This window comes from Glycomyces sp. NPDC047010 (assembly GCF_040644205.1).
In the GTDB taxonomy this organism is placed as follows: Bacteria; Actinomycetota; Actinomycetes; order Mycobacteriales; family Micromonosporaceae; genus Glycomyces.
Map to the genome: position 1 here is coordinate 404691 of NZ_JBEYVY010000001.1, position 26745 is coordinate 431435.

Sequence of the window (26745 nt, forward strand, 5' to 3'; positions counted from 1 at the left end):
CGTTGGGCGACGCATGGTGTGATGCGAACGACGCGAAGGAGGTGAGCGATGCCCGCATCGGTACTGCTGGCGCTTCTGGTCGGAACCGCCCTGCTGGCCCTGACCCCGGCCCTGGTCCGCCGGTACGACCCCGACGAGCGGATGATCCAGGACCGCGCCTCCTCCGACGCGCGCGTGCTCGACCGCGAGGGCCACCGGCCGTCACGTCCCGCCTCCCACCGCACCGTCACACTCGATCCCGGAACCGCCCCCGCAGACCCGGAGGAAACGGACGGCTCACTCAACGATCTCCTTGACTCCCAACGGCCTCAGCGCGTTTCGACCGCGCGCGGGTGGGAGCGGCGCGGCACGCGCAGCGGCGACTCGGTACGGTTGGTCTCCGACCAGTCGTTGACCGGCGAGGACCCCGAGATGCACGAGCAGGCCAGGCTCCGGCAGATGCGCGCCGAGTGGTGGCGGCGGCGACACCGCCGCATCCTCTACGTGCTCATAGCCCTTGCGCTGCTGGAACTCGCCGGAGTGGCGATCGCCGGACCCGGATTCTGGATCGGCGCCGGGCTCTCGCTCGCGGTCCTGGGCGGGTACGTGTGGTTCCTGCGCGAGCGCGCGAAGCGCCTGCGCCCCAGGCGGCCCAAGGCGATGCTCACCGCCGAGCCCGAGCACGAGGAGGTCGGCCCGCCGACCTACGTGCCCGAGCAGCCGGACGGCGACTACGCCGACGAGGGCTACGTCGAGGAGGACACGCGCGAGTCGTTCCTCTTCGCCGACGACGAGGACGACGAGCCCGCTCCCCCGCCGCGCCCCGACCCGAGGCGCCCCGACGGGCCCGCGGGCGTGCGCGGCCGCTCCTACGAGGCCCCGGCGAAGCTCGAACGCTGAGGCCCGCCGTCCGGAGGCGGGCCGCGGTCGCGAGGCAGGGCACAGCGGCCCCACCGCTAGACTTGCGCGGTTATGCCTGATGAGGAACCGCAGCACCGCCACATCCTGACGTTCAACTTCCGCCAGGGCCGCAACAAGCCCCGCCACGACGAGGCGTTCGCGCGCCTGTGGCCGCGCTACGGCCTGGAATGGACGCCCGAGGACGGCCGGATCGACCCCGCCGCCCTGTTCGGCCGCACCGCGCCCCTGGTCCTGGAGATCGGCTCGGGGAACGGCGAGGCCGCCGCCGCGATGGGCGACGCCGACCGCGACCGCGACCTCCTCGCCGTCGAGGTGTACCCCCAGGGCATCGCCGACCTCATGGACCGGGCCGAGGAGCGCGGGCTCGGCAACCTGCGGATCTACCAGGGCGACGCGCTGCCGCTCCTATGGGAGGGCCTCGCCCCGGAGTCCCTGGACGAGGTGCGGGTGTACTTCCCCGACCCGTGGCCCAAGAAGCGCCACCACAAGCGCCGGATCATCCAGGCCGAGCACGTGGCGACCCTCTCGGGGCTCCTGCACTCGGGCGGGCTGTTCCACTGCGCCACCGACATCGCCGAGTACGCGGAGCAGATGCTCGACGTGCTCACCGCCGAGCCGTCGCTGGAGAACACCGAGGAGGGCTTCGCGGCCCGCCCCGAGCGGCGCCCGGTCACCAAGTTCGAGCGGCGCGGCGTCAAGGCCGGGCGCGACATCTTCGACCTGGTGTTCCGCAAGAGATAAGGACGCCGTGAGGCGGCGGTGCCACGACTGGGCCGACTCGTCCGTAAGGGACGCGACCTGGTCGATGACGGCCCTGAGCCTCGCCGCGTCGTCGGCGGCCGCGTGCCACAGCTCCGCGAACATCGGCTCCATCGCCTCGGGCCCGCGGTCGCACAGGAGCGCCACGAGGTCGTGGAGGATCTCGCGCTGGCGCGTGTACCAGGACTCGTCGGTGCGGGGGCGCATCACGTACCGCCAGGCGATGCCCTTGAGGAGCGCGCACTGGACGCGCTCGCGCTCGGGGACGACCAGGTCGGCGTCGTAGCGGCGCAGGGGGCCCTCGCCGAAGCGGTCGCGGGTGGCGCGGACGGCGCCGTTGACGAAGCGGCCCACCAGGTTCGAGGTGAAGTCCTTGAGGACGACCATCGCGGCGAACGAGCCGTCGTAGTCGTGGAGGCCCTCGGTGACGGGGTCGCGCAGCAGGTCGCGCAGGGCCTCGCGGAGCGCGGCGGTGGACTCGTCGGAGTAGCGGCCCGCGACGTCCTCGCAGACCGCGGTCTGCTCGTCGGCGTCGTCCATGAGCTTCGCGAGGTTGATGTACCCGCCGTGGAGGCCGTCCTCGACGTCGTGCACGGAGTACGCGACGTCGTCGGACCAGTCCATGACCTGCGCTTCAAGGCAGGTGACGCCTTCGGGGACGCCGCCGCGGACCCAGTCGAACACCGGCTTGTCGTCCTCGTAGACGCCGAACTTGCGCACCCCGGGCCGCGCGGGCCACGGGTACTTGCAGGTCGCGTCGAGGGAGGCGCGGGTGAGGTTGAGGCCCGCGGAGCGCCCGTCCGCGTCGACCACTTTCGCTTCGAGGCGGGTGAGGACGCGGAGGGTCTGGGCGTTGCCCTCGTAGCCGCCGCAGGGCCCGGCGACCTCGTGGAGGGCGTCCTCCCCGTTGTGGCCGAACGGCGGGTGGCCGAGGTCGTGGGCGAGGCCCGCGACGTCCACGACGTCGGCGTCGCAGCCGAGCGCGGACCCGAGCTCGCGGGAGATCTGGGCGACTTCGAGGGAGTGGGTGAGGCGGGTCCGCAGGAAGTCGTCGGTGCCCGCGGTGTGGACCTGGGTCTTGTCGGCGAGGCGCCGGAACCCGGCCGAGTGCAGGAGGCGGGCGCGGTCGCGCTGGAACGGCGAGCGCGTCGAGCCCGGCTCGGGCACGAGCCGCGCCGCGGAGGGCCACTGCTTGGCCAGCGGGTGCAGAGCGGGATCGGTCACGCTGTCGAGCCTAGCGCGACCGATCCCTTGTGCTCGCGGCTAATCCGCCAGGTACAGGCGGAGGACGCCGGTGCCGTCGCCCCCGTCGGACCCGTGGGCCCACGCGAAGGCCGAGAGCGCCTCGGCGCCTTGGAAGTCGTCCGGGTAGGTCTCGCCGGCGGCGGCGAGGTCGACCCAGACCGCGAGCGCGGACTGCTCGGGTGCGACGGCGGCGAAGTCGCTGAACCGGGGGTCCTCGGCGAGGGTCCCGGAGGCGGTCTCGCTGCCGGTGTAGGAGATCTCGGAGCCCTCGGCGGTGACGCCCTCGGGGAGGGTCGCGTCCCCACCGGCCAGGGACTCCTCGACGAGGGCCTGGAGGTCGGCGGCGCGGTCCTCGGCGAGGTGGGCCGAGACGAGCAGGGACTCGGGGTTCATGCCCTCCTCGGCGTCGAAGTCGCCGGCGAAGGAGAGGTTGGCTCCGGCGAGGAGGTCCGTGAAGCTCGTGACCATGGCCTCGATCTCCTCGGTGTCGGGCCCGTAGTCGTAGTCGTCGACCCACGGGTCCTCTTCGGTGCCGGCCATCCAGTAGCGCTCGTCGAGTTCGAGGTAGCGGGTCTCCTCCTCGGCGGTGAGCGTCGCGTTGTAGTAGCCGGTCTGGAGTTCGAGGTACTCGGCGTACTCGTCGGCGGTGAGCGGGTCGCCGGTGGGCATCACGGGCTCGGCGTAGTCGTCCACGCCGTAGAGGCCCTCGTAGGCGTCGAGCCACTCGCTGGTGAGGTCGCCGATGTTCTCGGGGATGTACGCGGTGGCGGCGACGTCGGCGGCGGGCAGCTCGCCCATCCCGGCGAGGAGGTCCTCGGAGCCGGTCCACGGGTCGTCCTCGCCGCCGAAGAGGCGGTAGGTCAGCTCGAAGCCCTCGTCGAACGCGGAGAAGCCCGCGATGAGCTGGCCGGAGTAGAACTGCGAGAACACGTCCGCGTCCTCGCCGGTGAGCTCGGCGAGCTCGCCCACGGCGTCCATGTCGACCCAGTAGACGGCGAGCTGGTCGCCGTCGAGCCAGCCGCGGGCCTCCTCGTAGGAGGCGGACGCGGAGAGCGGGTCGGACCCGGCCTCGCTCTTGGCGGCGTCGAGCGCGGCGGCCGCGCCCGTCTCGCCGACGACCATGAGGACGTGGTCGTCCTCCACGGTGTAGGCCATCTGGTCCTCGTCGACGCCCGCGGCGGCGCGGAGCTTCGCGAGGCCGTCCTCGGCGGCGCCGGCGTCGGTGCTGGCGAGGCTCACGACGGCGTACGGCTGCCCGTCGTGCTCCCACATGGCGAGGCCGTGGCGGCCCCCGAGCCAGGAGGAGAGGTCCTTCTCGGCGTCCACGCCTTCGAGGCCGGACTCTTCGAGGAGGTCGGCCAGGAGGTCGTCGGTGGAGTCGTAGTCGAGGTCCTCGAACTTGGAGAGGTGCTCCAGGAGCTTCGGCGTCTGGTCGAACGACGGGTCGAGGTTGAGCTCCATGTACATGCTCGCGGAGGCCGGGAAGCTCTCGGCCGGGTCCGGTCCGCCCTTGAGGACGAACTTGAAGAGGACCACGGCGCCGACGGCGGCGAGGAGGACCACGGACAGGATCGTCGCGATCGCGACCTTGGCGCCGCGCCCGCCGCGGGGCGGGGGCGGCGGCGCGGGCGTGTACGCGCCGGGCGGCAGGTACGGCGGATGGCCGCCTCCGGGCGCCTGGGGCGCACCGGACTCAACGTACGGGACCGGCTGCGGCGCGGGGCCGGGCTGGTAGTACTGCGGCGGCGGCGACTGCTGGTACTGCGGGTACTGGGGGCCGCCGGGCGGCCCCTGGTACGGCGGGGGGCTGGGTTGACTCGACATCCTTCGACGCTACGGCGCGTGCGCAACGGGCGTATCCCGGGAACGTGCCAAACCGGCGTCGGCGGGCCCGCCGACCACCCGATCGGCTGAACCGCCGGGCGGCCGGGGCCGCCGCGCGCCTAGAACTCGAAGACCTGCCCGGGCCGGACCACGTCCACGGGGCCGGTGTACGCGGCCTTCGCCTCGGCCAGCGTGGACTCGCGGGAGTTCCACGGCTCCACCAGGTGCGTGAGGAGGAGGCGTCCGGCGCCGGTCTTGGTGGCGTACTCCCCCGCCTCCTTCCCGGTGAGGTGCACGTCCTTCGGGTTCTCGCGGCCCTCGACGTAGGACGCCTCGGCGAGCAGCACGTCGCAGTGCGCGCCGAGGGTCTCCAGGGCCTGGCAGGGCCCGGAGTCGGAGGTGTACGCGAGGGACGACCCGGCGTGCTCGACGCGGACGCCGTAGGTCTCCACCGGGTGCGCGACCCGGTCGACGGTGACGCTGAGCGGGCCCAGCTCGAAGCTGCCGGGCGCGAGCTCGCGGAAGTCGTAGACGTCGCGCAGCGACGGGTGGCACAGCTCGCCCTGCCCGCCGTAGGCGGCGACGATGCGCTCGCCGACCCCGGTGGGGCCGTACATGGGCACGGGGTGGCCGGGGGCCTCGGGCGCGTAGCGGCGCATGACGGCGTAGGCGCACGCGTCGAAGAAGTGGTCGGCGTGCAGGTGGGTCACGATGACCGCGTCGACCAGGTGTGGATCGAGGTGCTTCTGGAGCTCACCGAGCGAGCCGGTGCCGAAGTCGATCAGCAGCCGGTAGCCGCCCGCCTCGACCAGGTAGGCCGAGCAGGGGGTGTCGGGCGCCGGGAACGAGCCGGCGCATCCGATGACCGTGAGTTTCATGGCAGATCCACCTTGTCCAGTACGGCTGCGGCCGCGCTCGGGAACAGGTTCCCCAGGAACCGCCTGGAGGTCCTGGTGAACGCCTCCGGGTCCCCCGTGGCGAGGAACCGGTGCGCGGGCGGGACTGCACTGGAGGTCAGCAGGTCGTGCTCGGTGAGCACGCGGTAGAGTTCGCGGGCGCACTCGCTTGCGGAGTTCACCAGTGTCACGTCCTCTCCCATCACCAGTCCTATGAGTCCCGACAGCAGCGGATAGTGGGTGCAGCCCAACACGACCGTGTCGATGTCGGATTGCTGTAGCGGCTCAAGGTACCCCTGGGCGAGGCCCAGGAGCTGTCGGCCGGTTGTCACACCGCGTTCCACGAAATCCACGAAGGCCGGGCAGGCGACCGCGGTCACCTCGACGTCCGGGACGGCGTTGAACGCGTCCATGTACGCGCCCGACGAGATCGTGGAGACCGTCCCGATCACCCCGACCCTGCCGGTCCGCGTCGTGGCGACGGCGCGGCGGACGGCGGGACGGATGACCTCCACGACAGGGATGTCGTAGCGGTCGCGGATGTCGGCCAGGCTCGCCGCAGAAGCCGAGTTGCAGGCGATCACGAGCGCCTTGACCTCCTGTTGAACCAGGTGGTCGCAGACGTCGAGGGACAGCTTGCGGACCTCGGCGATGGGCCTGGGACCGTACGGGACATGGGCGGTGTCGCCGACGTAGACGAGTCGCTCGGCCGGCAGCTGTTCGCTGATCGCCCGCGCGACGGTCAAACCTCCGACACCGGAGTCGAAGATCCCGATGGGCGCGTCGTTCATGGGCTCCGAGAGTACGTCCAATCGGGGGTTCCGCGCCCCTGCTCGCCACGGGAATGTCGTCAAAATGACAACGTGGCGCTCACCACATTTTCGCTGGACGCAAGCGCTTTTACGCGAGCCGCAGCATCGCGAAGGCGGCCAGAAGCGTCACCGAGGACGCGGCCATGAACATCCACGGCACGCCCCTGAAGCGCACGGTCGCGAAGGCCATCATCGCCAGGAGCATCCCCACGACGCCGACGGAGATGAACGCGGGCGTGAACCAGTCCGGGCCCGAGCCGAACACCTTGAACAGGCCCACGATCGCGGAGGCGACCCCCGCGAGGACGAGCACGAGCGCCCAGACCGCGACACCCGCGAGGCGGCGCAGGCGCACCTCCGGGCCCTCGACACCGGCCTTCGGGGAGGCCGGGTCGACCGGGATCGACAGGCCCTGCCGTGGAGTGGACTCCGACTCCGGTTGCGGTGCAACGCCTTGGCGCGGCACTCCGCTGGCCGTGCCGCTCGCCGCGCCGATGGTCAGGGTTCGCTGGTCGCCGGTGGTCATCGGACCAGGCTAGCAACCCACTGAGGACTGCTCAGGAGTGGACCGGCGCGGCGCGGACCCCGCCGCGGCGGGCGGGACGGGCCGGGGCGGCTGTGACGCATGGGAGCGGTGCGCCGTGAGCGGATGGACACGCATCGATGTGGACTAGGCTCCGGCGAATGCCGATCTCCTTCGATACCACCGGTCTCCAGCAGATCGGTCCCACCGCCTGGGCCAACCCGGGCAGCGACGACAAGATCGAGGTGAAGACCGTCGAGGGGCAGGCGTTCGAGCCCTCGTGGATGTACGACCTCGCGACGCTGCGCCGCGGCTTCGCGGGCATGTACGGCGAGGCCGGGTGCCTCATCGAGCTGGAGCGCTACGAGATCGTCGGCGTGCCGGTGATCTACCAGGTCGTGAAGGTCCCCCACCCGGCCCTCCCGGCCGGGCAGGTCTTCATGGCGATCTACACGGTCCCCAAGACCCCCGTGTACGCCCAGTTGATCTACGCCGCCGCCGAGTCCGGGATGACCGGCCTGCGCGAGGCGACCCTCATGGCCCAGCTCGGCATGCCCGCCGACTGGACCCAGCCCCACCCCTTCGACCCGGCCCTGCGCTCGCGCCTCCCGTTCCACCGCGGCGACGACCCCGCGTTCGACCGCCAGTTCCCCGACCACCCGCTCTCCCGGGCCCGCGCCTGGGCAGGCCACATCGGCCGCACCATGCGCATCGACCCGTCCTTCGCCGCCCAGGCGAACCTCGGATAGCGAGAGGCCGGGCCCGCGCTCTCGCGCGGGCCCGGCCCCGGGAATCGATGTGTTGGGCCTGGCCTGCGGGTCAGGGCGAGTCGGGAGCCGAGTCCATTTGTTCGCTCGCAAGGCGGAGGGGCCTTCCAATACCGGTGTTGTATTGGAAGGCCCCGACAACGCAGCGAGCGGGCAAATGGGCCGGGTCCCGGCCGGTCTGACCCGCAGGCCAGGCCCTAAGCCCACACCTGGCCGTCGAGGGCGTCCACTGCGTCGTCCAAGACGTCGGAGTAGGCGCCGGTCGACAGGTACTTCCAGCCGCCGTCGGCCACGAGCAGCGCGATGTCCGCCTCGCGCCCGGCCTTCGCAGCCTCGCGCGCCAGCGCCAGCCCCGCGTGCAGGACCGCGCCCGTGGACAGGCCCACGAAGAGCCCCTCCTCGGACAGGACCTCGCGGGTCCGCCGCAGCGCGTCCTCGGTGCCGACGGACAGCCGCCGGTCGAGCACCGCCTCGTCGTACAGCTCGGGCACGAAGCCCTCGTCGAGGTTCCGCAGCCCGTACACCAGCTCGCCGTACCGCGGCTCGGCGGCGACGATCTGGACGCCCGGCGCGTGCTCGCGCAGGTACCGCCCGACGCCCATGAGCGTCGCGGTGGTCCCGAGGCCCGCCACGAAGTGCGTGATCTCGGGCAGGTCCGCGAGGAGCTCGGGGCCGGTGCCCTCGTAGTGGGCGGCGGCGTTGGCCGGGTTCGCGTACTGGTTGAGCATCACCCAGTCGGGCCGCTCGGCGGCGATCGCGCGGGCCTTCGCGACCGCGGCGTTGGAGCCGCCCGCGGCCGGGGAGAACACGATCTCGGCGCCGAACGCCCCGAGCAGCTGGCGCCGCTCCATGGACGTGTTCTCGGGCATGACCGCGACGAGCTTGTAGCCCTTGCGGCGGGCGATCATCGCGACGGCGATGCCGGTGTTGCCCGAGGTCGGCTCCAGGATCGTGGCGCCGGGGTGGAGGAGGCCGTCGCGCTCGGCGGCCTCGATCATCTTGGCGGCGACGCGGTCCTTGACCGAGCCGGTCGGGTTGGCGCCCTCCAGCTTGGCCCACAGCCGGACCCCGGGGGCGGGCGACAGCCGCGGCAGACCGACCAGGGGCGTGCCGCCCGTGGTCGCGGTGATGTCGTCGAAGCGTGCCACGGCGTTCCCTCCGTCTTACATGCCGCCCGCGACCGCGGGCAGGATGGTCACGGAGTCGCCGTCGGCCAGCTTGGCCTCCAGGCCGCCGATGAAGCGGACGTCCTCGTCGTTGATGTAGACGTTCACGAAGCGGTGGAGCGCACCCTCGTCGGTGACCACGCGGGCGCGCAGGCCGGTGTAGCGGGAGTCGAGGTCGGCGAACAGCGCGCCGATCGTCTCGCCCTCGCCGGAGACGAGCTTCTCGCCGTTGGTCTGCGGGCGCAGGATGGTCGGGATGCGGACTTCGATGGACATGCGGGTTTCCTTTGTTCCGTGAGCAGCCTCGTGGACGCTCGAATTGTCTGGCGCGCAGCCGAACGCTGCATGGACCTGGTCCGCCCGGGGGCGGGCGCTCAGTGACAGTCGTAGACCGTGGAGTCGGGGGTGTGCGCGAACTTGTAGCTCTGGACCGCTTCGGGCGCGCCGGTGACCTCGATGGGCTCCTCGGTGATGACGCCGTCGGCGATGCGGAAGGACCGGACCTCGGCGGTCTCGGGGTCCTTCGTGGTGACGAGCACGTAGTGGGCGCCGGGCAGGCCCAGCTGGGAGGCGATCCCGGCGTCGGAGCGCGACGGGTACGCCTCGGTGTGGGTGTGGGAGTGGTAGGCCACGACGACTTCCTCGTCGTTGTCCCACATGCGGTCGTACTCGCGCTTCCACTCTTCGGAGTCGAACTCGTAGAAGGTGGTGGAGCGGGCAGCGTTCGTCATCGGGACGTGCCTCTGAGGCGCTCCCGTGCCCTCGGGGCCGGCGATGATGCCGCACGCCTCGTCGGGATGGTCCGCGCGGGCGTGCGCGACCATCGCTTCGACCAGCTCATGCGCGATCCGCAACACGTCAGCAAGCGTACACGCGGGCACCCCCTCGCTCCAGCCCTCGTTCAGAGCGTGAGACGAAGCTCCCGACCTGCGGCGGGAGGGAATATTCGACGGTCCGCGAGGGCCGCTCGCGCACCGGGCCCGGACCGGGCCGGGGTGCATTACGCTCACCCCTATGTCCGTCACGCTGCCGCGAACGCCCCTGTACACCGACCACTACGAGTACACGATGCTGGAGGCCGCGCTCCGCGACGGGACCGCCGGGCTGCCGTGCGTGTTCGAGGTGTTCGGGCGCCGCCTCCCCACCGGCCGCCGCTACGGCGTGGTGGCCGGGATCGGCCGCCTCGGGGAGGCGATCGAGCGCTTCCGCTTCGAGGACAGCGACCTGGAGGACCTGACGTCCCGCGGGGTCGTCAAGCAGTCGACGGCCGAGTGGCTGGCGGACTACCGCTTCAAGGGCGACATCGACGTGTACCCCGAGGGCGAGCTGTACTTCCCGGGCTCGCCGATCGTGACGGTGACCGGGACGTTCGCCGAGTGCGTGCTCCTGGAGACGCTGACGCTCTCGATCCTCAACCACGACAGCGCGGTCGCGAGCGCGGCGGCGCGCATGGTGACGGCGGCGCGCGGGCGCCCGATCCTGGAGATGGGCTCGCGGCGCACGCACGAGGCGGCGGCCATCGCCTCCTCGCGGGCGGCGTACCTGGCGGGGTTCGCGGCGACGTCGAACCTGGAGGCGGGGCGCCGGTACGGGGTGCCGACCTCGGGGACGAGCGCGCACGCGTTCACGCTGCTGCACACCTCGGAGGTGGCGGCGTTCCAGGCGCAGATCGACGCGTTCGGCACCGACACCACCCTTCTGGTGGACACGTACGACATCACGCAGGGCATCCGCAACGCCGTTGCGGTGGCGGGCCCGCGGCTGCGGTCGATCCGCATCGACTCCGGGGACCTGGACGTGATGGCCACGAGCGCCAGGGAACTGCTGGACGAGCTGGGCGCGAAGGACACGAAGATCGTGGTCTCGGGCGACCTGGACGAGTACTCGATCGCGGCCCTGGCGGCGGCGCCGGTGGACATCTACGGCGCGGGCACCGCGGTGGTGGTCGGGTCGGGGGCGCCGACGGCGCAGCTGGTCTACAAGCTGGTCGAAGTGGAGGGCCGGGCGGTCGCGAAGCGCTCGGAGCACAAGGGCACCAACGGGGGCCGCAAGATCGCGGTGCGCCGTCACAAGCCGACGGGGACCGCGGTCGAGGAGGTCGTGGTGTCCCAGGGGGTTCCCGACTCGCAGCCGGGCGACAAGGTCCTCCAGGCGCCGATGTTCCGCGGCGGGGAGCTCGTGGAGCAGCCGACGCTGGAGCAGTCGCGGGAGCTGCTGCGCCAGCGGCTCATCTCGATCCCTTGGGAGGGACTGAAACTGTCCCCCGGCGACCCGGCGATCCCGGTCGTGCAGCGGCGCGGGGGCGAATAGTTCCTTTTGCGCCCCACGGGATCGGCGCGGTCGGGTAGCGGCTACGCTGCGCCTGTCACACACTGGCCTGGGCTTCCGGGATACGATGCGGTTGCCCCCTGTCCGTGTTCCCCCGCGACGTTCCCGCGATCCTCCGAAAGGAACCGCCCCAATGGTCTTCAGCAAGCTCAAAGCCATCCTCGGTAGTGGCATCCAAGTCGACACGCTCCTGCACGAGAAGCACGTCGTCCCCGGCGGGACCCTCAAGGGCGAGGTTCGGATCTCCGGCGCCGAAGTGGACGCCTCCGTCGAGAGCGTCGAGATCGAGTTCACCGCCCTGGTCGAGGACGACTCGAAGGGCGAGGACGCGCCCGGCGCCGTCCACGAGTACTTCAAGGCCGAGGTCTCGGGCAAGTTCGACCTCGCGAAGGGCACGGCGCACCCGATCGCGTTCGAGGTGCAGGTCCCGTGGGAGACCCCGTTCAACAACGTGGAGAACCGGCCCCTGGTGGGCGGCATGAAGCTCGGCGTCTCGACGCACCTCGCGCTGGACCAGGCCCTGGACAAGGGCGACCTGGACTGGCTGACGGTGGAGGCGCTGCCGGTCCACAAGGCGGTGTGGGAGGCGCTGGAGTCGCTCGGGTTCGCGTTCCAGGAGACGGACCTCGAACTGGGCACGATCCAGGGCGCGACGGTGCCGTTCTACCAGGAGGTCGAGTTCTGGGCGACCGAGGGCGAGTTCCACGAGCGCATCCGCGAGCTGGAGGTCGTCTTCGTGGTCGGCGAGGCGAGCACCGACGTCGTGTTCGCGGCGGACAACTCCGCCGAGCTGCTGGCCCCGGACCTGAACTCCACGATCCGCTTCTCGGTGCCCACCGGCTCGGCGGACGTGGTCGAGACCGTCAAGGCCCAGTTGACGCAGCTGGCGGCCCAGAAGGGCGTGTAACGCCAGCTCAGGACTATCGGAAGGCGGTTCCGCGATCACTCGCGGGGCCGCCTTTCCGCGTGCCCGGGGGAATTTCGAGGGGCGGGCTTGCACATCTCTACGTATACGTATAGTCTATGCGTATACCGAGGACGACCCCTGGAAGGAGGTTAAGATGCCGCTATGCCCAACAAGACGATCTACGTCTCCGACAGCGACCTGCCGATCTACAACCGGGCGCAGGAGCTCGCCGGAGGCAACCTCTCCAAGGCCATCTCGACCGCGCTGCGGCGCTACGTCGACGCCGAGGAGGGGCGCCAGGAGGGCTACGAGGAGATCACCGTCCGCGTCGGCCCGGGCACCGGGAGGAACCGGCAGCGGCAGCGCTTCACCGGGGTCAAGCTCGGCGAGTGGGTCAACTCGAACAACCGGACCGCCGAGATCCTCCGCGTCTACCGCTCGAAGTCCGGCAGGTTCGTGCTCCACACCGAGAAGACCCCGGACTACACGCACCTCACCGATGAGACCGGGTGGCGCAAGCTCCTGGGCCTCGGCGAGCAGACCTACGCGATGAACACCGGCGAGTCGACCCTCGTCGTGGTCGACACGCTCCAGGAGCTCAAGGCGAAGATCCCGGCCGAGCTGTACGAGATGGTCGCGGCCAGCGCCGAGGCGCCGCCCGTCCAGGACCTCGACATCTAGCAGCTTTTAGCTGAGGGCCGCAACGGCTCTCGTTCAATCCGCACCTGTGCCGACCGGGGCGGAGCCCTGCCCTCTGATTATCCACATTGGATCTCTGACATTGCCCCTGACGCCCCGTCAGAGCCGTGTCAGCACCGTGTCAGCGGCCGCCGCCAAAGTACTCACATGCCCGGCGAGGAACACCGAGCCGGAAGCGAAGACCACCACCGAACACCCCGGAAGAAGGAATCATGACCACCACCAAGACCCTGGCGATCGAGGCGAAGAACCTCACCAAGTCCTACGGCGAGACCGAGGTGCTCAAGGGCATCGACATCCAGGTCCCCGAAGGCACGATCTTCTCGCTCCTCGGCCCCAACGGCGCCGGCAAGACCACCACGGTGAACATCCTCTCGACGCTCATCCCCGCCTCCGGCGGCCAGGCGAGCGTCGGCGGGTTCGACGTGGCGGGCCAGGCCGACACGGTCCGCGGCACCATCGGCGTCACCGGCCAGTTCGCGGCCGTCGACGGCCTGCTGACCGGCCGCGAGAACCTCCGGCTCATGGGCCGCCTCAACCACCTGCCCAAGCAGGAGATCCGGCGCCGCACCGAGGACCTGCTGGAGCGGTTCGACCTGGTCGACGCCGCCAAGCGCCCGCCGGCCACCTACTCCGGCGGCATGAAGCGCCGCCTCGACATCGCGATGTGCCTCATGGGCGACCCGAAGATCATCTTCCTCGACGAGCCCACCACCGGCCTGGACCCGCGCAGCCGCCGCACCATGTGGCAGATCATCCGCGACCTCGTCAAGGGCGGCACCACGATCTTCCTGACCACGCAGTACCTCGAAGAGGCCGACGAGCTCGCCGACCGCATCGCAGTCCTGGACGGCGGCAAGATCGTCGCCGAGGGCACGCCCGAGCAGCTCAAGCGGCTTATCCCCGGCGGCCACGTGGGCCTGCGCCTGCACCGCGCCGACCAGGTCGAACACGCCGCCCGGGTCCTCGACGCCGGCTCGTTCGACGCCGACCAGCTGACCTTGCAGGTCCCGACCGACGCGTCCGTCGACTCGCTGCGCAAGATCCTCGACACCCTCGACCGCGAGGGCATCGAAGTGGACGAGTTCACCGTCCACACCCCCGACCTCGACGACGTCTTCCTGTCCCTCACCGGCCAGGCCAAGGCCGACGCGTAACACCCCTCCGCAGACCGAGACTCCGAGAAAGAGAAATCCGATGAGCACGCTCGCCCACACCATGTCCGACACCTCCACCATGCTCAACCGCCAGCTCAAGCACATGCTGCGCTACCCGTCCCTGACGGTCATGCTCGTGGGCATGCCGGTGGTCTTCCTCCTGCTGTTCGTGTACGTCTTCGGCGGCACGATCGGCGACGGCCTCGGCGGCCCCACCGGCGGCCGCGAGGCGTACCTGACGTATCTGACACCCGGCATGCTGCTGATGGCGATCGTCGCCGCGGTGCAGGGCACCGCGATCGGCGTGGCCATGGACATGACCGAAGGCATCGTCGACCGCTTCCGCACCATGAAGATCGCCCGGGTGTCCGTCCTCACCGGACACGTCATCGCCTCGGTGATCCAGTCGTTCCTGTGCATGGCGGTGCTCCTGGCCGTCGCCGTCGCGATCGGGTTCCGGCCCGAGGCGACCCCGCTCGGCTGGCTCGGACTGGTCGGCGTCCTGGCGCTGATCTCCTTCGGCCTCACCTGGCTCACGGTCGGCATGGGCATGAGCGCCAAGTCGGTCGAGGAGGCGTCGAACACCCCGATGATCCTGATGCTCCTGCCGTTCCTCGGTTCCGCGTTCGTCCCCACCGAGTCGATGCCCACGGTCATCCAGTACTTCGCCGACTACCAGCCCTTCACGCCGTTCATCGAGGTCGTCCGCGCCCTCCTGTTCGACAACCCGGTCGAGGGCGCCGACCTGATCCTCACCGTCGCGTGGTCGCTGGGCCTGGGCCTCCTGGGCTACGTCATCTCGAAGAGCAAGTTCAACAAGCGCTAAGCGCACCGGAAACCACGCTCACAACACCCCGAAGGCGGGCCGCACCTGCGGCCCGCCTTCGTCGCGTGCGCCTAGAGGGAGCGGGGGCGCGGGAACCGCGCCACGTCGGGGTCCTTCGAGGACCAGGCCGGGAACTCCCCCAGGTACTTCTCGGCCTTGAACTTCAGGTACGGCCACGCCATCGGTTCAAGGTCCGTCGCCGAGGCGGTCCAGCGCAGGAACGGGATGAACAGGTCCCGCACCGCCTCCACCACCGGGTCGTCGGGCTCAAACTTCGCGGGCATCCACCGTTCGAGGAACACGTACGCCCGGGTCGGACTCACCTTGGGCCCGTTGACACCGTGGAACCAGCACAGCTCCCGGATCGCCTCGAAGTGGTGCTCCTCCAGCATCATCTTCCCGAGCATGTGGCTCAGGAACCCGGACGCGAACAGCGACAGCTCGTCGTCCGTCGGCTGCCGCACCTCCTCGGGCTCGACCTGCGGGAACTGCCGCAGCCGCGCCCGCCACAGCTCGCGCAGCATCAGGAACCGCGGCGCCAGCCGCCGCGCGTCGCCCTCGACGCAGAACAGGTCCCAGTCGTCGAGCGACCGCCGCGTCCCCGCGAACACCTCCGCCGGGTCGGCCTCCACCGGCTGGAACAGCCGGTCCGGGGTCTTCCCGTTGCGGTCGCGGTGCAGCGCCAGCAGCCGGTCCACGTCGTCGGTCGCGTCGCAGTCCACGACCATGTCGAAGTGGTACTCCGAGTAGTCCACGGTGAACGACAGCGCCTGGTCGCCGCTCGGCGCATGGAACGCGCAGAAGAACGTCAACTGGTCGCCGTAGACGTCGCCGGCCTTCCAGCACTCCCCGAGCTTCATGTCCTCCCCGTACCACGACGGCGGCGACACGCCCAGCTTCTCCAGGCGCTCAAGCGCTTTCACGGCGGCCCTGCGACCGCCCGGGGCGTCGGCCAGCTCCGTCATCGCGGCGAGCATCGCCGCCGCGAACGGGTCGGGGCGCCCGAGGTAGAACTGGATGAACACGAGCTCCAGCTCCGCGAGGGACACCCCCTGGACCTCCGGCATCGTCGCGCGCGTCCACATGTTGCCGAGGAACCCCGAGCACGACGTCTCGACCGCGAGCCGGTCCTCCGGGTCGGGCTTCTCGTCGTCCGGGTAGTCGCCGAGGATCCTGAACCACTCCTCGCGGTGTTCCTCATTGAGCGCCATGGGCATCGCCTCGTTTCTGCCGGAGGTCCGGGAGCTGCCGAGTATCGCAGTCGGGACGCTCGGTAGTCAACCGCCAACCGCGCCTCAAGCGACCAGGCCCGACCGGAACGCCCGCGCCACGGCCTGCGCCCGGTCGCGCGCGCCGAGCTTGCCGTACATGCGCTTCGCGTGCGTCTTGACGGTGTCCTCCGAGACGTGCAGGCGCACACCGATCTCCGCGTTCGTCAGCCCCTCGCACATCGCCCAGAGGACTTCGAGTTCGCGATTGCTGAGGAGCGAGCCCCCGCGGCCCGCGCGCTGCCGCGGCATCGCCTCCTTCGCCTCTGCCGCTGCGCGGCAGGCGAACTGGTACGCCTGCGCGAACGCCACCAGCAGCGCGTCGCCGCCGGGCATGGGCGCGCGCAGCACCAGCAGCGACGCCGCGCAGTCCACTGTCCTGACGGTGAGCGCCTGCCCCATGCGGGAGGCGCTCGCTGATATCGCCCTGGCCGCTTGCACGGTCGGGACGCAGACAACCATGGTGCTCATGGCCTTCTCGCTTTCGATGATGCATCGCACCGCCGGTGGGGACGGTGCGACCGGTGGGAATCGGTGGGAATCGGTGGGAATATACGGGATTGGGTGGATGGGAAAGGGATGTCGGATTAACGAGCCTCCGGGGCGCGAGTTACGCCGTTCGAGGGACATCCCGTGGCGAATAGCGAACAATCTGCTACCGGACCGGGTGACACCGGAAAGCGGCGCCGCCGAGAGGACTCGGCGACGCCGCTGAAGCGGTCGGGTCGGACCGGGAGCCGACCTGAACATGCGGTCTATGGGGGGTCAGATCACCATCGCCACCACAGGAAGCGGCGCTCGTAGCGGACCTTGAGGCGGCTGTACAGGACGCGTCCCGTGAGCCGGATGCGCTGGCCGCCGCCCGGGGTGAAGGCGCGGTTGATGACCTGGCCGCCTTCGAGGATGACGCCGTCGTCGATCGCGTGGGCGCCCTTGGGGAGGATGACCTTGAGCCCGGCGTATTCGAGGTTGACCGCGATCTCGACCTCGCGGGTGGTGAACTCGGCGGTGCGGAAGTCGAGGGTGACGCGGCTGTACTTGGGGTTCACGCGGATCAGGCCGGGGACGATCCAGGCGCCCTGGCGCTTCAGGTGGGTGTAGGACGGTTCGAGGACCATGTCCCCGGAGGCGGCCGGGGCGCGCGGGACCGCGAGGGCGCGGTCCTCGGCCGGGAGGTCGGTGAGGAGGCGCTCCACGTCGGCGTAGGTGCGGGCCTCGTAGACCTCGCGGGAGCGCTCGGCGAACTCGTGGAGGTCGAGTCGGCCCTCTTCCGTGGCGGTCTGGAGCCGGGCGATCAGGGCCTCGCGCTCGGCGTTGGAGAGGCGGACGTTCGGGTCGGGTTCGGGCATCGCGATTCACCTTCTGCTGGTTCCGCGATGAATTTACCGCCCCGGTGTGTCGCGGTGTCCGGCCGAACCGCCTCCAGTCGCTCCCGCGGTCGTCAGGCGTGGCAGCAGAACTCGTTGCCCTCGGGGTCGGCCATGAGGATCCACTTCGCGCCGTTCTCGTCGTAGGCGCCGAGGCGGGTCGCTCCGAGCGACTCCAGGCGGTCGGCTTCGGCCTCGTAGTCGTCGGGCCCGTAGTGGAGGTCCAGGTGGAGGCGGTTCTTCACGGTCTTCGGCTCGGGCACGACCTGGAAGAGGAGCCGCATGCCCTTGCCGGTGCCGCGCACGGGGTCGAAGGGCGCGTCTGGGTCGCGGACCGCGGCGACGGTCTTCCATCCCTTGCGGCCGTGGACCTCCACCGTGAGGTCCTCGGTGACGACGCCCTGCTCAAGGAGCATCGCGATGAGCGCCGAGTGGTCCTCGACCTCGTATCCCATCGCGGCGGCCCAGAAGTCGGCCAGGAGGTGCGGGTCGGTGCAGTCGATGCAGATCTTGAAGGGAACAGCCATGCCCCGATCGTAGATCGGGGGTCCGACAGCCGTTCCCCTTTCGCCCTCCCCGCTACCCCTCGATGTAGTCCTGGAGGAGGGGGCGGCGCATGTCAGACGTGGTCCCTCCACGAGTGCTTGGGGTCGAAGCCGAGGAGCCTGCGGGCCTTGTCGATCGAGAGGAGCGTCTCGTGGCCCGAGACCGGGCGCTTCAGCTCCAGGTCCGGGTAGTGGGCGGCGACGAGGTCGGCGGTCGGGGTGGTCATGACCGTGTCCGGGGAGGCGATCACGAAGACCTCCTTGCCGGTGCCCTCGCGTTCGAGGCCGAGGCGCACGGCCAGCGCGCCGTCCCGGGCGTCGATGTAGGACCACAGGTTCCATTGGCGCAGTGCGGGATCGGACTCGAACGCCGGGAACTTCGCGTAGTCCTCGGGGTACATGACGTTCGAGAAGCGCAGGCCCGTGGCCTTCAGGTCCGGGTTCCAGCGGCAGAACTGGTCGACCATCGTCTCCTCCATGGTCTTGACCAGGGAGTACGTGGACTCGGGGCGGGGCGCGTACTCCTCGTCCACCGGAAGGTACGGGGGCGGGGTCTCGAAGGGGAGGCCGAGGACGGTCTCACTGGAGGCCCAGACGATGTTCTCGATCCCGGCGAGGCGGGCGGCGGCGAACACGTTGTAGCTGGTGAGCATGTTGTTCCGGAAGACCGCGGAGTTCGGCTGGAGGCCGGGGGCGGGGACCGCGGCGAGGTGGACGAGGGCGTCGATGCCGTCGTAGCGGTCGTCGATGCGGGTCAGGGCCTCCACGGCCTGGCCGTAGTCGGTGAAGTCGACCTGGGAGTACGGGAAGGCGAACGGGTCCGGGTGGTCGGGCGAGGGGCGCCGGTCGAGGTTGACGACGTCCCATCCGTGCTCGACCAGGTCGCGGACGACCGCCCTGCCGAGCTTCCCGCTGCCTCCGGTGACCGCTGCGCGCGCCATCGCGCCTCCCCTTTGATCGTGGCTTTTGCGAACACCAGTGTGGCAGGATCGTGCGATGACGCCAACCTTGGACCTCGGGACGCACCAGATCATCGCGCTGACGGACGGGGTGGGGCCGTTCCTCTCCTCACGCGCCCTGGCGTTCCCCGACGCGACCCCCGAGCAGTGGGCCGACGCGGACGCCCTCGACCCCGAGGCGGTCGACGCGAACGGCGAGTGGATCCTCCAGTTCCGGGCCTTCGCGATCCGCTCGGACCGCGGTGTGACGTTGGTGGACACCGGGATCGGCCCTGCGGGCGCTCCCGCTGAGTCCTGGACCCCGGTGCCGGGGCGGCTCCCCGAGGAGCTGGCGGCGGCGGGCATCGACCCCGCCGACGTGGCCCACGTCGTCCTGACGCACCTGCACTCCGACCACATCGGCTGGGCCGTCGTGGGCGACGACAAGCACCCCTACTTCCCCAACGCCGAATACCTGTTGCAGCGCAACGAGTTCGAGGCGATCGAGGCGATCAACCCGAAACTGGAGGGCCAGATCATCGCGCCGCTGCTGCGCGCCGACCGGCTCCGCCTCCTGGACGGCGACACGCCGCTCCCCACCGGCGAGAAGATCGTCTCCACCCCCGGCCACACCCCCGGCCACCAGAGCGTCCTCGTCGAGTCCGGCCGCGACCTCGCCGTCGTCACCGGCGACCTCCTCGTCCACGCCATTCAACTCGCCCACCCCGCCCTCGAATACGCCCACGAAATGGACCGCCCCGCCGCCAAGCGCTCCCGCGAGAAGATCCTCGCCACCGACGCCGACCTCCACCTCGCGACACCGCACTTGACCAGGCCGTTCGTCCGGGTCTGAGGCGGTGACACGCTCGCGTGCGGGCGTGACATGCGGGTGCACTGCCGATGACATGCGGGGTGGGGAGCATGGGTTCCGTCAACCGACACGGTTCGAAGGGAAACCCGCATGTCCACCGCATTCGAGACCGAAGGGCTCGTCAAGCGCTTCGGCGACTTCACCGCTCTTGACGGGGTCGACCTGGCCGCCGAGGAGGGCACCGTCCTCGGGGTGCTCGGGCCCAACGGCGCCGGGAAGACGACCATGGTCCGCGTCCTCGCGACGCTCCTGCGCCCCGACGGCGGCGTCGCGCGCGTCGACGGGATCGACGTCACGCGCCGCCCCGACGAGGTGCGCCGCCGGATCGGGCTCACCGGGCAGTTCGCGTCCGTAGATGACGACCTGACCGGTCTGGAGAACCTCCAGCTCATCGGCAGGCTCCTCGACCTGCGCAGCGGCGAGATCCGCTCGCGCACCAAGCGGCTCCTGGCCGATTTCGACCTCACCGACGCCGCCAAGCGGACCGTCAAGACCTACTCCGGCGGGATGCGCCGCCGCCTCGACCTCGCCGCGAGCCTCATGGGGCGGCCCCGCACCGTGTTCCTCGACGAACCGACGACCGGGCTCGACCCCGTCAAGCGCGAGGAACTCTGGGGCGTCGTGCGCAAGCTCGTCGCCGACGGCACCACCGTCCTCCTCACCACCCAGTACCTCGACGAGGCCGACGCGCTCGCCGACGCCATCAGCGTCTTCGACCACGGCCGCGTCATCGCGCACGGCACGCCCGCCGAGCTCAAGCGGATCGTCGGCGGCCAGTCGGTCGTCGTGCGCCCCAGCGAGGCCGCGAGCATGGACGCCGTCGGCGACCTGCTCCGGCGGTTCACCGGGCACGAGCCCGAGTCGCCCCAGCGCGGCGTGCTCGCCGTCCCCGCCGACAACGAGCTCGTGTTCACCGCGATCGTCGCGGAGCTCGCCCTCGCCGGGATTGGCGTCACCGAGCTGTCGCTGCGCCTCCCCGACCTCGACGACGTGTTCTTCAAGCTCACCGGCCACGTCACCAGCAACGACCAGAAAACGGAGGTCCCGGCATGACCGCCGTCCTCACCGCGCCCGCCGCGCCCGGGCTCGACGCCCCGGCCGCCGCCAAGCGCCCGTTCGCGCTCGCGCGCCACTCGCTCGCGCTCGCCCGCCGCAACCTCATCAAGACCATGCGCAACCCCGAGCAGCTGCTCGACGTGACGCTCCAGCCGATCATCTTCACCGCCATGTTCGGGTTCCTCCTCGGCGGCGCGCTCGCGGGCGACACCGCCGCGTACCTCCAGACGCTCGTGCCCGCGCTCATGGTGATGCTGACGCTGTTCGCGTCGATCCAGTCGGGCACGAACTTCTCCACCGACCTCAAGAGCGGCCTGTTCGACCGGTTCCGGTCCATGCCGATCGGGCGGTCCGCGCCGCTCATCGGGGCGGTGCTGGGGGACGCGATCCGGTACGTCGTCACCATCGTGGTGCTGCTCGGGTTCTCCTCGATCCTCGGCTTCCGGATCGAGACCGACCCGGTGCGGGCCCTGGCGGCGTGCCTGCTGGCGATCGGGCTCGGGTTCGCGCTGAGCTGGGTGTTCCTGCTGCTCGGCGCCGTGATGAAGGAGCCGGGTTCGGTGCAGGGCATCGCGTTCCTCGTGACGTTCCCGCTGACGTTCGGCACGAACCTGCTCACCCCGGTCGACTCGATGCCGGGCTGGCTCCAGGCGTGGATGAACGTGAACCCGTCGGTGTACGCGATGGACGCGGCGCGCGGGCTCATGGTCGGCGGGCCGGTCGGGACGCCGGTCGCGGTGACCCTCGCGTGGATCGCCGGGATCATCGCGGTGTTCGCGCCGCTCGCGGTCGCGGCCTACCGGCGGCGGACCTGACGGCCCTGGGCCGCAAGGAAACAGACCACGATCACACCAGGAAACACCCTGTGAGCGCCGGGCCTTCGGGCCCGGCGTTCACGTTCTGCACGCCCGCTCCAGGCGGGCCAGCGCGGCGTCCCGGTCGAGGGTGCGGCCGAGTTTGGCGGCGGCCTCGAAGGGGGCGGCGCCGAGGCGTTCGCGGAGGCCGCGTTCGAGGATGGCGGCGTCCACGTCGAAGCGGTCGGGGGCGCCGCGCAGTTCGTCGGCCACGCCGATGAACTCGGCGGCGGTGGCGTCGTCGCCTCCGGCGGCGGCGAAGGACCCGGCGGCGATGGCGACCTTGGCGAGGACGGGCATGTCCAGGGCCGAGAGCGCGGACTCGAAGGCTTCGGCGAGGCGGCGGCGGGCGCCCTCGTTGTCGCCCTTGGCGAGCGCGGTGAAGATCCGGGCCCGCGACATGAGGGCGTTCCACTGGGGAGGGACGATGCCGCCCGCGTCGGCGCGGAGCCAGTCGGCGGAGGCGTAGTGGCGTTCGGCGTCCTCAAGGCGGCCTTCGATGCGGGCGAGGTCGCCGAGCCCCAGGTGGGCGAAGAGGGCTTCGCGGGCGGCCGAGGGGTGGTCCTGGTCGGCCTCGGCCTCGGCGATCACGGCCTCCATGCCGGCGCGGGCCTCGTCGTGGCGGCCCTGGCGCAGGAGGGCCACGGCGAGGATGGTGCGGGTCTGGATCGCGGCGGCGCCGGGGCTCAGGTCGCGTTGCAGCGCAATGGACTCCTCCAGTGCGGCGACGGCGGGTTCGAGGTCGCCGAACATGAGGCCGACCTGGGCGAGCCAGTTGAGGGAGTGGTAGAGGCCGAAGCGGTCGCCGGTCTCGCGGAAGCCGTGGGCGGCGCGGCCGAGGTCCACGCGCATCTCCGTCATCTCGCCGCGGTCTTCGAGGAGGAGCGCGCGGAGCATCCACAGGACGGCGCGGACCCACGGGTCGGGGTGGGCCATGCGGGCCTGGATCGCGGCGAAGCCGCCGTCGTGCTCGTCGATGAACATGCACAGCAAGGGCTCTGCGAGGACGAGGAGCGGGTGGTCGGGGTAGGGCGCGGCGGCGGTGACGACGGCCTCGAACTCGGCGATGATGCCGTCGGACTGGAACGAGCCGCAGAGCATCCGGTTGATGACGGCCATGCCCTGCACCACGACCCGCGATTCGGCAGGGGCGGGGCCGGGGACGGCCAGGGCCGCGTCGAGCCAGGCGGTGACCTCGGGGCGGGCGCCGGTGTAGAGCCAGTGGATGCACATGGCTGCGGCGAGGCGGACCGCGGTGTCGGCGTCCCCGCCGCCGACGGCGAAGTGGAAGGCGGCCAGGAGGTTCCCGCGTTCGGCGTCGAGGCGGCGCATCCACTCGATCTGGTCGGCGGCGCGCAGGTGGGGCTCGGCGGCCTCGGCGAGTTCGAGGGCGTAGGCGGCGTGCGCCTCGTGGGCCTTGACGAGGCGGCCGGTCTCGGCGAGGCGGTCCTGGCCGTACTCGCGGATGGTCTCCAGCATGTGGAAGCGGCCGGTGCCGGTGGGTTGCAGGATCGACTTGTCCGCCAGGGAGGTCAGGGTGTCGAGCGAGGCGCCGAGCCATTCGGCGGCGTCGATCGTGAGTCCCCCGGCGAACACCGAGGCGGCCTCGGCGAGGTCCCTTTCGGAGGGTTCGAGGAGGTCCCAGCTCCAGGCGACGACCGCGCGGAGGGTCTGGTGGCGCGGGAGGGCGGTGCGGGAGCCGCCGGTGAGGAGCCGGAAGCGGTCGCCGAGGCGGTCGGCGACCTGCGGGAGGTCTAGGGTGCGGAGCTTGACGGCCGCGAGTTCGATGGCGAGCGGGAGGCGGTCGAGCCGGTCGCACAGGGCCGCAACGTCTTCCGCGTTCGCGTCGTCCACGGTGAAGCCGGGGCGGACGGCGGCGGCGCGGTCGGCGAAGAGCCTGCGCGCGGCCTCGGCGCCGAGGGGCCCGATGTGGCAGACGGTCTCGCCGGTGATCGCGAGCGGTTCGCGGCTGGTGGCGAGGATGCGCAGGTCGGGGCAGGCGCCGAGGAGGCGGTCCGCGAAGTCGGCGGCGGCGCCGATGAGGTGCTCGCAGTTGTCGAGGACGAGGAGCGCGGGGCGGCCCGCGAGGGCCTCGGTGATGAGTTCGAGCGTGGCGGCGGGCGCGCGGCGCTCGGTGGGGTCGGTGTCGAAGGCGCCCACGGCTTCCGCGGCGGCGCGGGCGACCCCTTCGGGGTCGGTGACGGGCGCGAGCTCGGTGATCCAGGTGCCGCCGGGCGGGGCGGTGGACGCGGCGACGGACGTGGCGAGGCGGGTCTTGCCGACGCCACCGGGGCCGCAGAGCGTGACGAGGCGGGCGGTGCCGAGGGCCGCGGCGATCTGGGCGCGTTCGGGTTCGCGGCCGACGAAGCTGGTGAGCGGCGCGCGGAGGTTCCCGCGGGTGCGGGCGGGCGCGGGCGGCGGGACCGGTGCGAGGAGTCGCATGTGGATGGACTGGAGGTCCGGGCCGGGGTCGGCGCCGAGTTCGTCGGCGAGGCGGCGGCGCAGGGTCTCGTAGCGGGCGAGGGCTTCGGCCCCTTGGCCCGCGGCGAGGAGGGCGCGGAAGTACAAGGCGTGCAGGCGTTCCCGCAGCGGGTGTGCGGCGGCGGCCTCGGCGAGCGCGGGGAGCAGTGCGGTCCCGGCGCCGCCCGCGAGTTCGGCCTCGGCCCAGTCCTCGACGGCGGCGAGGCGGGTCTCTTCGAGCGCGGCGACGGCGCTCAGCGCGTCGGGGGTGTCGGCCAGCGCGGGCCCGCGCCACAGGCCCAGGGCCTCGGCGAGCAGGCCGCGGGCGGCGGAGTCGCCGGAGCGCAGGGCCCGGCGGCCCGCGGCGGCGAGGCGTTCGAAGCGGAGGAGGTCGACGGCGTCCGGGTCGGCCTCCAGGCGGTACCCGCCGGGCACGGACCCGATCGCGCCGGGCGGCAGGAGGCGTCGCAGGCGCGTGACCAGGGAGCGGACGGCCGAGGCGGGGTCGGCGGGGCCGTCCTCGGGCCACACGGCCGCGGCGAGGGACTCGGCGGAGACGGGCCGTCCCGCGTCCTGTGCGAGGCGCGTCAGGAGCGCGCGGAGGCGGGCCCCGGCGACCTCGACGGGACCGTCGGCGGTCCCGACCGCGAGCGGCCCCAGCACCCCGACCGTGAACGCGGAGGCGTCGAGTGGCGGCATGTCACGAATATATGCCGAGCGCCTCGAAGTCGAGAACCAGATTCGCGCGCTCGCGTGCGGCCCGGATGCGCTCGGCGTTCGGCTCGTCGACCTCGGCGACCCAGGAGCGGGCGTGCCCGGGGGCCTTGCCGAAGCGCTCGTGGCGGGCGATGAGGCGCTCCAGGCGCAGCGGCTCGGGGGTCTCGCAGTACCAGACCTCGGTGAGCGCGGCACGCACCGCGGGCCACGGGCCGGAGGCGTCGAGCAGGTAGTTCCCCTCGGTGACGACCACTTCGGCGTCCGGGGGGACGGCGATGGACCCGGCCACCGGCTCCCCCACCGTGCGGTCGAACTCGGGGGCGTACACGGTGGTGCGCTCGGCGGCGATGCGCTCCAGGAGCGCCCGGTAGCCGTCGCCGTCGAACGTGTCGATCGCGCCCTTGCGCCCTCGCCGGCCGAGGCGCACGAGTTCGGCGTTCGCGAGGTGGAAGCCGTCCATAGGCACCTGCACGGCGCGCGTGCCGCCCGCGTCGAGGGTGCGCGCGAGCCACGCCGCCATGGTCGTCTTGCCCGCGCCGGGGCATCCGGCGATGCCGATGAGCACGCGGCCGCCCGTGCCGAGGGCCTTGACGCGCTCCAGGAGCGCCTGGGGGTCGTTCGCGAAGTCCACGCGCCCGAACCTACACCGCTCCCGCGCCCCCGCCTGTGGTGATCAAAACCGGACGCCGACACTGTGATCCGGGTTACCGTGACCGGGTCAGGAGGCCCCGTGGACTGCGGTTTCGCGGGCCCAGCGAACCGCACGGAGGCGTTCATGAAAGCCCTGCAATACCGCGAGATCGGCAAGGCCCCCGAGGTCGTCGAGATCCCCACGCCCGAGCCGAAGCCCGGCGAGGTCCTCCTCAAGGTCACCGCCGCCGGCGTGTGCCACTCCGACATCGCCGTCATGGAGTGGCCCGCCGAGGGCTTCCCGTACAAGCTGCCGCTCACGCTCGGCCACGAGGGCGCGGGCACCGTGGCGGCGCTCGGGGACGGCGTGACGGGCGTCGAGGTCGGCGAGTCGGTCGCCGTCTACGGCCCGTGGGGCTGCGGGCGGTGCATCAAGTGCGCGGCGGGCGAGGAGAACTACTGCCAGCGCGTGCGCGAACTCGACATCAACCCGCCCGGCCTCGGCTCGCCCGGCGCGATCGCCGAGTACCTGATCGTGGACGACGCGCGGCACCTCGTGCCGCTGGGGAGCCTCGACCCGGTGCAGACCGTTCCGCTCACGGACGCGGGGCTGACGCCGTACCACGCGATCAAGAAGTCGCTGCCGAAGCTGACGCCGGGTTCGACGGCGGTCGTCATCGGCACCGGCGGGCTCGGGCACGTCGCGGTGCAGGTGCTGCGGGCGGTCTCGGCCGCGAAGGTGGTGGCGCTCGACGTCTCGGAGGACAAGCTCGAACTGGCACGCAAAGTGGGTGCGCACGAGGCGTTCCTGTCGGACGGGGACGCGGCGGGCAAGGTGAAGGAGCTGACCGGCGGGATCGGCGCGCAGGCCGTGTTCGACTTCGTGGGCGTGGGCCCGACGGTGGCGACCGCGGGCGCGTGCGCGGCCGTGGAGGCGGACGTGACGATCGTGGGGATCGGCGGCGGGACGCTGCCGGTCGGGTTCGGGGCGCTGCCGTTCGAGGTGTCGGTGAAGGCGCCGTACTGGGGCACGCGCGACGAGCTGATCGAGGTGCTCGACCTGGCGCGGGACGGCCTGATCGACGTGCACGTGGAGACGTACTCCCTGGAGGAGGCGCCGAAGGCGTACGAGCGGCTGCACGCGGGGCGGATCAACGGGCGCGCGGTGATCCTGCCGAACGGCTGACCTGGGATTCGAGCGGCCCGGCCGGGGTTCCGGCCGGGCCGTTT

Annotated in this window: 25 protein-coding genes and 2 pseudogenes; 12 read left to right on the forward strand and 15 right to left on the reverse strand. The window is 71.5% G+C overall.

The window, feature by feature from the left end:
• The first annotated feature begins 48 nt into the window (after nucleotides 1-48).
• Together AB0A65_RS01915 and trmB are read left to right on the forward strand one after the other, a co-directional pair.
• Nucleotides 49-879 carry a hypothetical protein gene (locus AB0A65_RS01915; RefSeq protein ID WP_359944678.1) on the forward strand — a complete coding sequence of 277 codons (831 nt, stop codon included), beginning with the start codon at nucleotides 49-51 and terminating at the stop codon, nucleotides 877-879.
• Between the two features lie 72 nt (nucleotides 880-951).
• Entirely contained in the window at nucleotides 952-1641 is a 690-nt protein-coding gene (trmB, locus tag AB0A65_RS01920; RefSeq protein WP_359944681.1) for a tRNA (guanosine(46)-N7)-methyltransferase TrmB, read from the forward strand.
• 9 nt (nucleotides 1642-1650) lie between these two features.
• Here trmB and AB0A65_RS01925 read toward each other — a convergent pair.
• The 5 genes and pseudogenes from AB0A65_RS01925 to AB0A65_RS01945 form a co-directional block, all read right to left on the reverse strand.
• A pseudogene (locus AB0A65_RS01925) lies at nucleotides 1651-2859 on the reverse strand (deoxyguanosinetriphosphate triphosphohydrolase); the annotation flags it as partial.
• A gap of 63 nt (nucleotides 2860-2922) precedes the next feature.
• A complete protein-coding gene (locus AB0A65_RS01930) occupies nucleotides 2923-4728 on the reverse strand; it encodes a hypothetical protein (protein ID WP_359944684.1) in 1806 nt (601 codons plus the stop codon).
• Between the two features lie 119 nt (nucleotides 4729-4847).
• Entirely contained in the window at nucleotides 4848-5606 is a 759-nt protein-coding gene (locus AB0A65_RS01935) for an MBL fold metallo-hydrolase (protein WP_359944687.1), read from the reverse strand.
• Nucleotides 5603-6415 carry a glutamate racemase gene (gene murI, locus AB0A65_RS01940; RefSeq protein WP_359944690.1) on the reverse strand — a complete coding sequence of 271 codons (813 nt, stop codon included), beginning with the start codon at nucleotides 6413-6415 and terminating at the stop codon, nucleotides 5603-5605. The genes AB0A65_RS01935 and murI overlap by 4 nt, the downstream gene beginning before the upstream one ends.
• A 109-nt stretch (nucleotides 6416-6524) precedes the next feature.
• Entirely contained in the window at nucleotides 6525-6962 is a 438-nt protein-coding gene (locus tag AB0A65_RS01945; protein WP_359944693.1) for a hypothetical protein, read from the reverse strand.
• 158 nt (nucleotides 6963-7120) lie between these two features.
• Here AB0A65_RS01945 and AB0A65_RS01950 point away from each other — a divergent pair, with 158 nt between their 5' ends.
• Nucleotides 7121-7708 carry a hypothetical protein gene (locus AB0A65_RS01950; RefSeq protein ID WP_359944696.1) on the forward strand — a complete coding sequence of 196 codons (588 nt, stop codon included), beginning with the start codon at nucleotides 7121-7123 and terminating at the stop codon, nucleotides 7706-7708.
• A gap of 215 nt (nucleotides 7709-7923) precedes the next feature.
• On the opposite strand, the gene AB0A65_RS01955 is transcribed toward AB0A65_RS01950, so the two are convergent.
• The 3 genes from AB0A65_RS01955 to AB0A65_RS01965 all read right to left on the reverse strand — a co-directional run bounded on the left by AB0A65_RS01955 (nucleotide 7924) and on the right by AB0A65_RS01965 (nucleotide 9749).
• Nucleotides 7924-8874, reverse strand: a complete 951-nt coding sequence (locus AB0A65_RS01955) for a cysteine synthase (protein WP_359944699.1) — start codon at nucleotides 8872-8874, stop codon at nucleotides 7924-7926.
• A gap of 15 nt (nucleotides 8875-8889) precedes the next feature.
• Entirely contained in the window at nucleotides 8890-9168 is a 279-nt protein-coding gene (locus AB0A65_RS01960; RefSeq protein ID WP_359944702.1) for a MoaD/ThiS family protein, read from the reverse strand.
• A 98-nt stretch (nucleotides 9169-9266) separates the two neighbouring features.
• Nucleotides 9267-9749 carry a M67 family metallopeptidase gene (locus AB0A65_RS01965; RefSeq protein WP_359944705.1) on the reverse strand — a complete coding sequence of 161 codons (483 nt, stop codon included), beginning with the start codon at nucleotides 9747-9749 and terminating at the stop codon, nucleotides 9267-9269.
• A gap of 157 nt (nucleotides 9750-9906) precedes the next feature.
• Between AB0A65_RS01965 and AB0A65_RS01970 the strand changes: the two genes are divergently transcribed.
• The 5 genes from AB0A65_RS01970 to AB0A65_RS01990 all read left to right on the forward strand — a co-directional run bounded on the left by AB0A65_RS01970 (nucleotide 9907) and on the right by AB0A65_RS01990 (nucleotide 14809).
• Nucleotides 9907-11202: a nicotinate phosphoribosyltransferase gene (locus AB0A65_RS01970; protein ID WP_359944708.1), complete on the forward strand. Its 1296-nt coding sequence runs from the start codon at nucleotides 9907-9909 to the stop codon at nucleotides 11200-11202.
• 151 nt (nucleotides 11203-11353) lie between these two features.
• Nucleotides 11354-12127 carry a sporulation protein gene (locus AB0A65_RS01975; protein WP_359944711.1) on the forward strand — a complete coding sequence of 258 codons (774 nt, stop codon included), beginning with the start codon at nucleotides 11354-11356 and terminating at the stop codon, nucleotides 12125-12127.
• A 162-nt stretch (nucleotides 12128-12289) separates the two neighbouring features.
• A complete protein-coding gene (locus AB0A65_RS01980) occupies nucleotides 12290-12808 on the forward strand; it encodes an EXLDI protein (protein WP_359944714.1) in 519 nt (172 codons plus the stop codon).
• A gap of 230 nt (nucleotides 12809-13038) precedes the next feature.
• Nucleotides 13039-13983 (forward strand): ATP-binding cassette domain-containing protein, encoded by a 945-nt coding sequence (locus AB0A65_RS01985; RefSeq protein ID WP_359944717.1) that lies wholly within the window; start codon nucleotides 13039-13041, stop codon nucleotides 13981-13983.
• Between the two features lie 40 nt (nucleotides 13984-14023).
• Nucleotides 14024-14809 carry an ABC transporter permease gene (locus tag AB0A65_RS01990; protein WP_359944720.1) on the forward strand — a complete coding sequence of 262 codons (786 nt, stop codon included), beginning with the start codon at nucleotides 14024-14026 and terminating at the stop codon, nucleotides 14807-14809.
• A gap of 71 nt (nucleotides 14810-14880) precedes the next feature.
• Here the strand turns inward: AB0A65_RS01990 and AB0A65_RS01995 are convergent, their stop codons facing one another.
• From AB0A65_RS01995 to AB0A65_RS02015, 5 genes and pseudogenes are all read right to left on the reverse strand, one after another.
• Nucleotides 14881-16020, reverse strand: a complete 1140-nt coding sequence (locus tag AB0A65_RS01995) for a hypothetical protein (protein WP_359944723.1) — start codon at nucleotides 16018-16020, stop codon at nucleotides 14881-14883.
• Between the two features lie 84 nt (nucleotides 16021-16104).
• Nucleotides 16105-16293, reverse strand: a pseudogene (locus AB0A65_RS02000) (response regulator transcription factor); the annotation flags it as partial.
• A gap of 554 nt (nucleotides 16294-16847) precedes the next feature.
• The gene (locus AB0A65_RS02005) at nucleotides 16848-17426 is read right to left on the reverse strand and encodes a DUF1707 domain-containing protein (protein ID WP_359944726.1); all 579 of its coding nucleotides are present in this window, start codon (nucleotides 17424-17426) and stop codon (nucleotides 16848-16850) included.
• 92 nt (nucleotides 17427-17518) lie between these two features.
• Nucleotides 17519-17971 carry a VOC family protein gene (locus tag AB0A65_RS02010; protein WP_359944729.1) on the reverse strand — a complete coding sequence of 151 codons (453 nt, stop codon included), beginning with the start codon at nucleotides 17969-17971 and terminating at the stop codon, nucleotides 17519-17521.
• A 92-nt stretch (nucleotides 17972-18063) separates the two neighbouring features.
• Entirely contained in the window at nucleotides 18064-18930 is an 867-nt protein-coding gene (locus AB0A65_RS02015) for an NAD(P)-dependent oxidoreductase (protein WP_359944732.1), read from the reverse strand.
• Between the two features lie 55 nt (nucleotides 18931-18985).
• On the opposite strand from AB0A65_RS02015, the gene AB0A65_RS02020 reads away from it, so the two are divergent.
• The 3 genes from AB0A65_RS02020 (at nucleotide 18986) to AB0A65_RS02030 (ending at nucleotide 21669) form a co-directional block, all read left to right on the forward strand.
• Nucleotides 18986-19780 carry an MBL fold metallo-hydrolase gene (locus AB0A65_RS02020; RefSeq protein ID WP_359944735.1) on the forward strand — a complete coding sequence of 265 codons (795 nt, stop codon included), beginning with the start codon at nucleotides 18986-18988 and terminating at the stop codon, nucleotides 19778-19780.
• 108 nt (nucleotides 19781-19888) lie between these two features.
• Entirely contained in the window at nucleotides 19889-20851 is a 963-nt protein-coding gene (locus AB0A65_RS02025) for an ATP-binding cassette domain-containing protein (protein WP_359944738.1), read from the forward strand.
• The gene (locus AB0A65_RS02030; protein ID WP_359944741.1) at nucleotides 20848-21669 is read left to right on the forward strand and encodes an ABC transporter permease; all 822 of its coding nucleotides are present in this window, start codon (nucleotides 20848-20850) and stop codon (nucleotides 21667-21669) included. Before AB0A65_RS02025 ends, AB0A65_RS02030 begins: the two co-directional genes overlap by 4 nt.
• A gap of 78 nt (nucleotides 21670-21747) precedes the next feature.
• On the opposite strand, the gene AB0A65_RS02035 is transcribed toward AB0A65_RS02030, so the two are convergent.
• Together AB0A65_RS02035 and AB0A65_RS02040 are read right to left on the reverse strand one after the other, a co-directional pair.
• On the reverse strand, nucleotides 21748-24867 hold the full coding sequence (locus tag AB0A65_RS02035; protein WP_359944744.1) for a BTAD domain-containing putative transcriptional regulator: 3120 nt from the start codon (nucleotides 24865-24867) through the stop codon (nucleotides 21748-21750).
• Nucleotide 24868: 1 nt separating this feature from the next.
• A complete protein-coding gene (locus AB0A65_RS02040) occupies nucleotides 24869-25516 on the reverse strand; it encodes a nucleoside/nucleotide kinase family protein (protein WP_359944747.1) in 648 nt (215 codons plus the stop codon).
• A 144-nt stretch (nucleotides 25517-25660) separates the two neighbouring features.
• Between AB0A65_RS02040 and AB0A65_RS02045 the strand changes: the two genes are divergently transcribed.
• Nucleotides 25661-26701, forward strand: coding sequence for an NAD(P)-dependent alcohol dehydrogenase (locus AB0A65_RS02045; protein WP_359944750.1), 1041 nt, complete (start codon nucleotides 25661-25663; stop codon nucleotides 26699-26701).
• Nucleotides 26702-26745 lie beyond the last annotated feature (44 nt).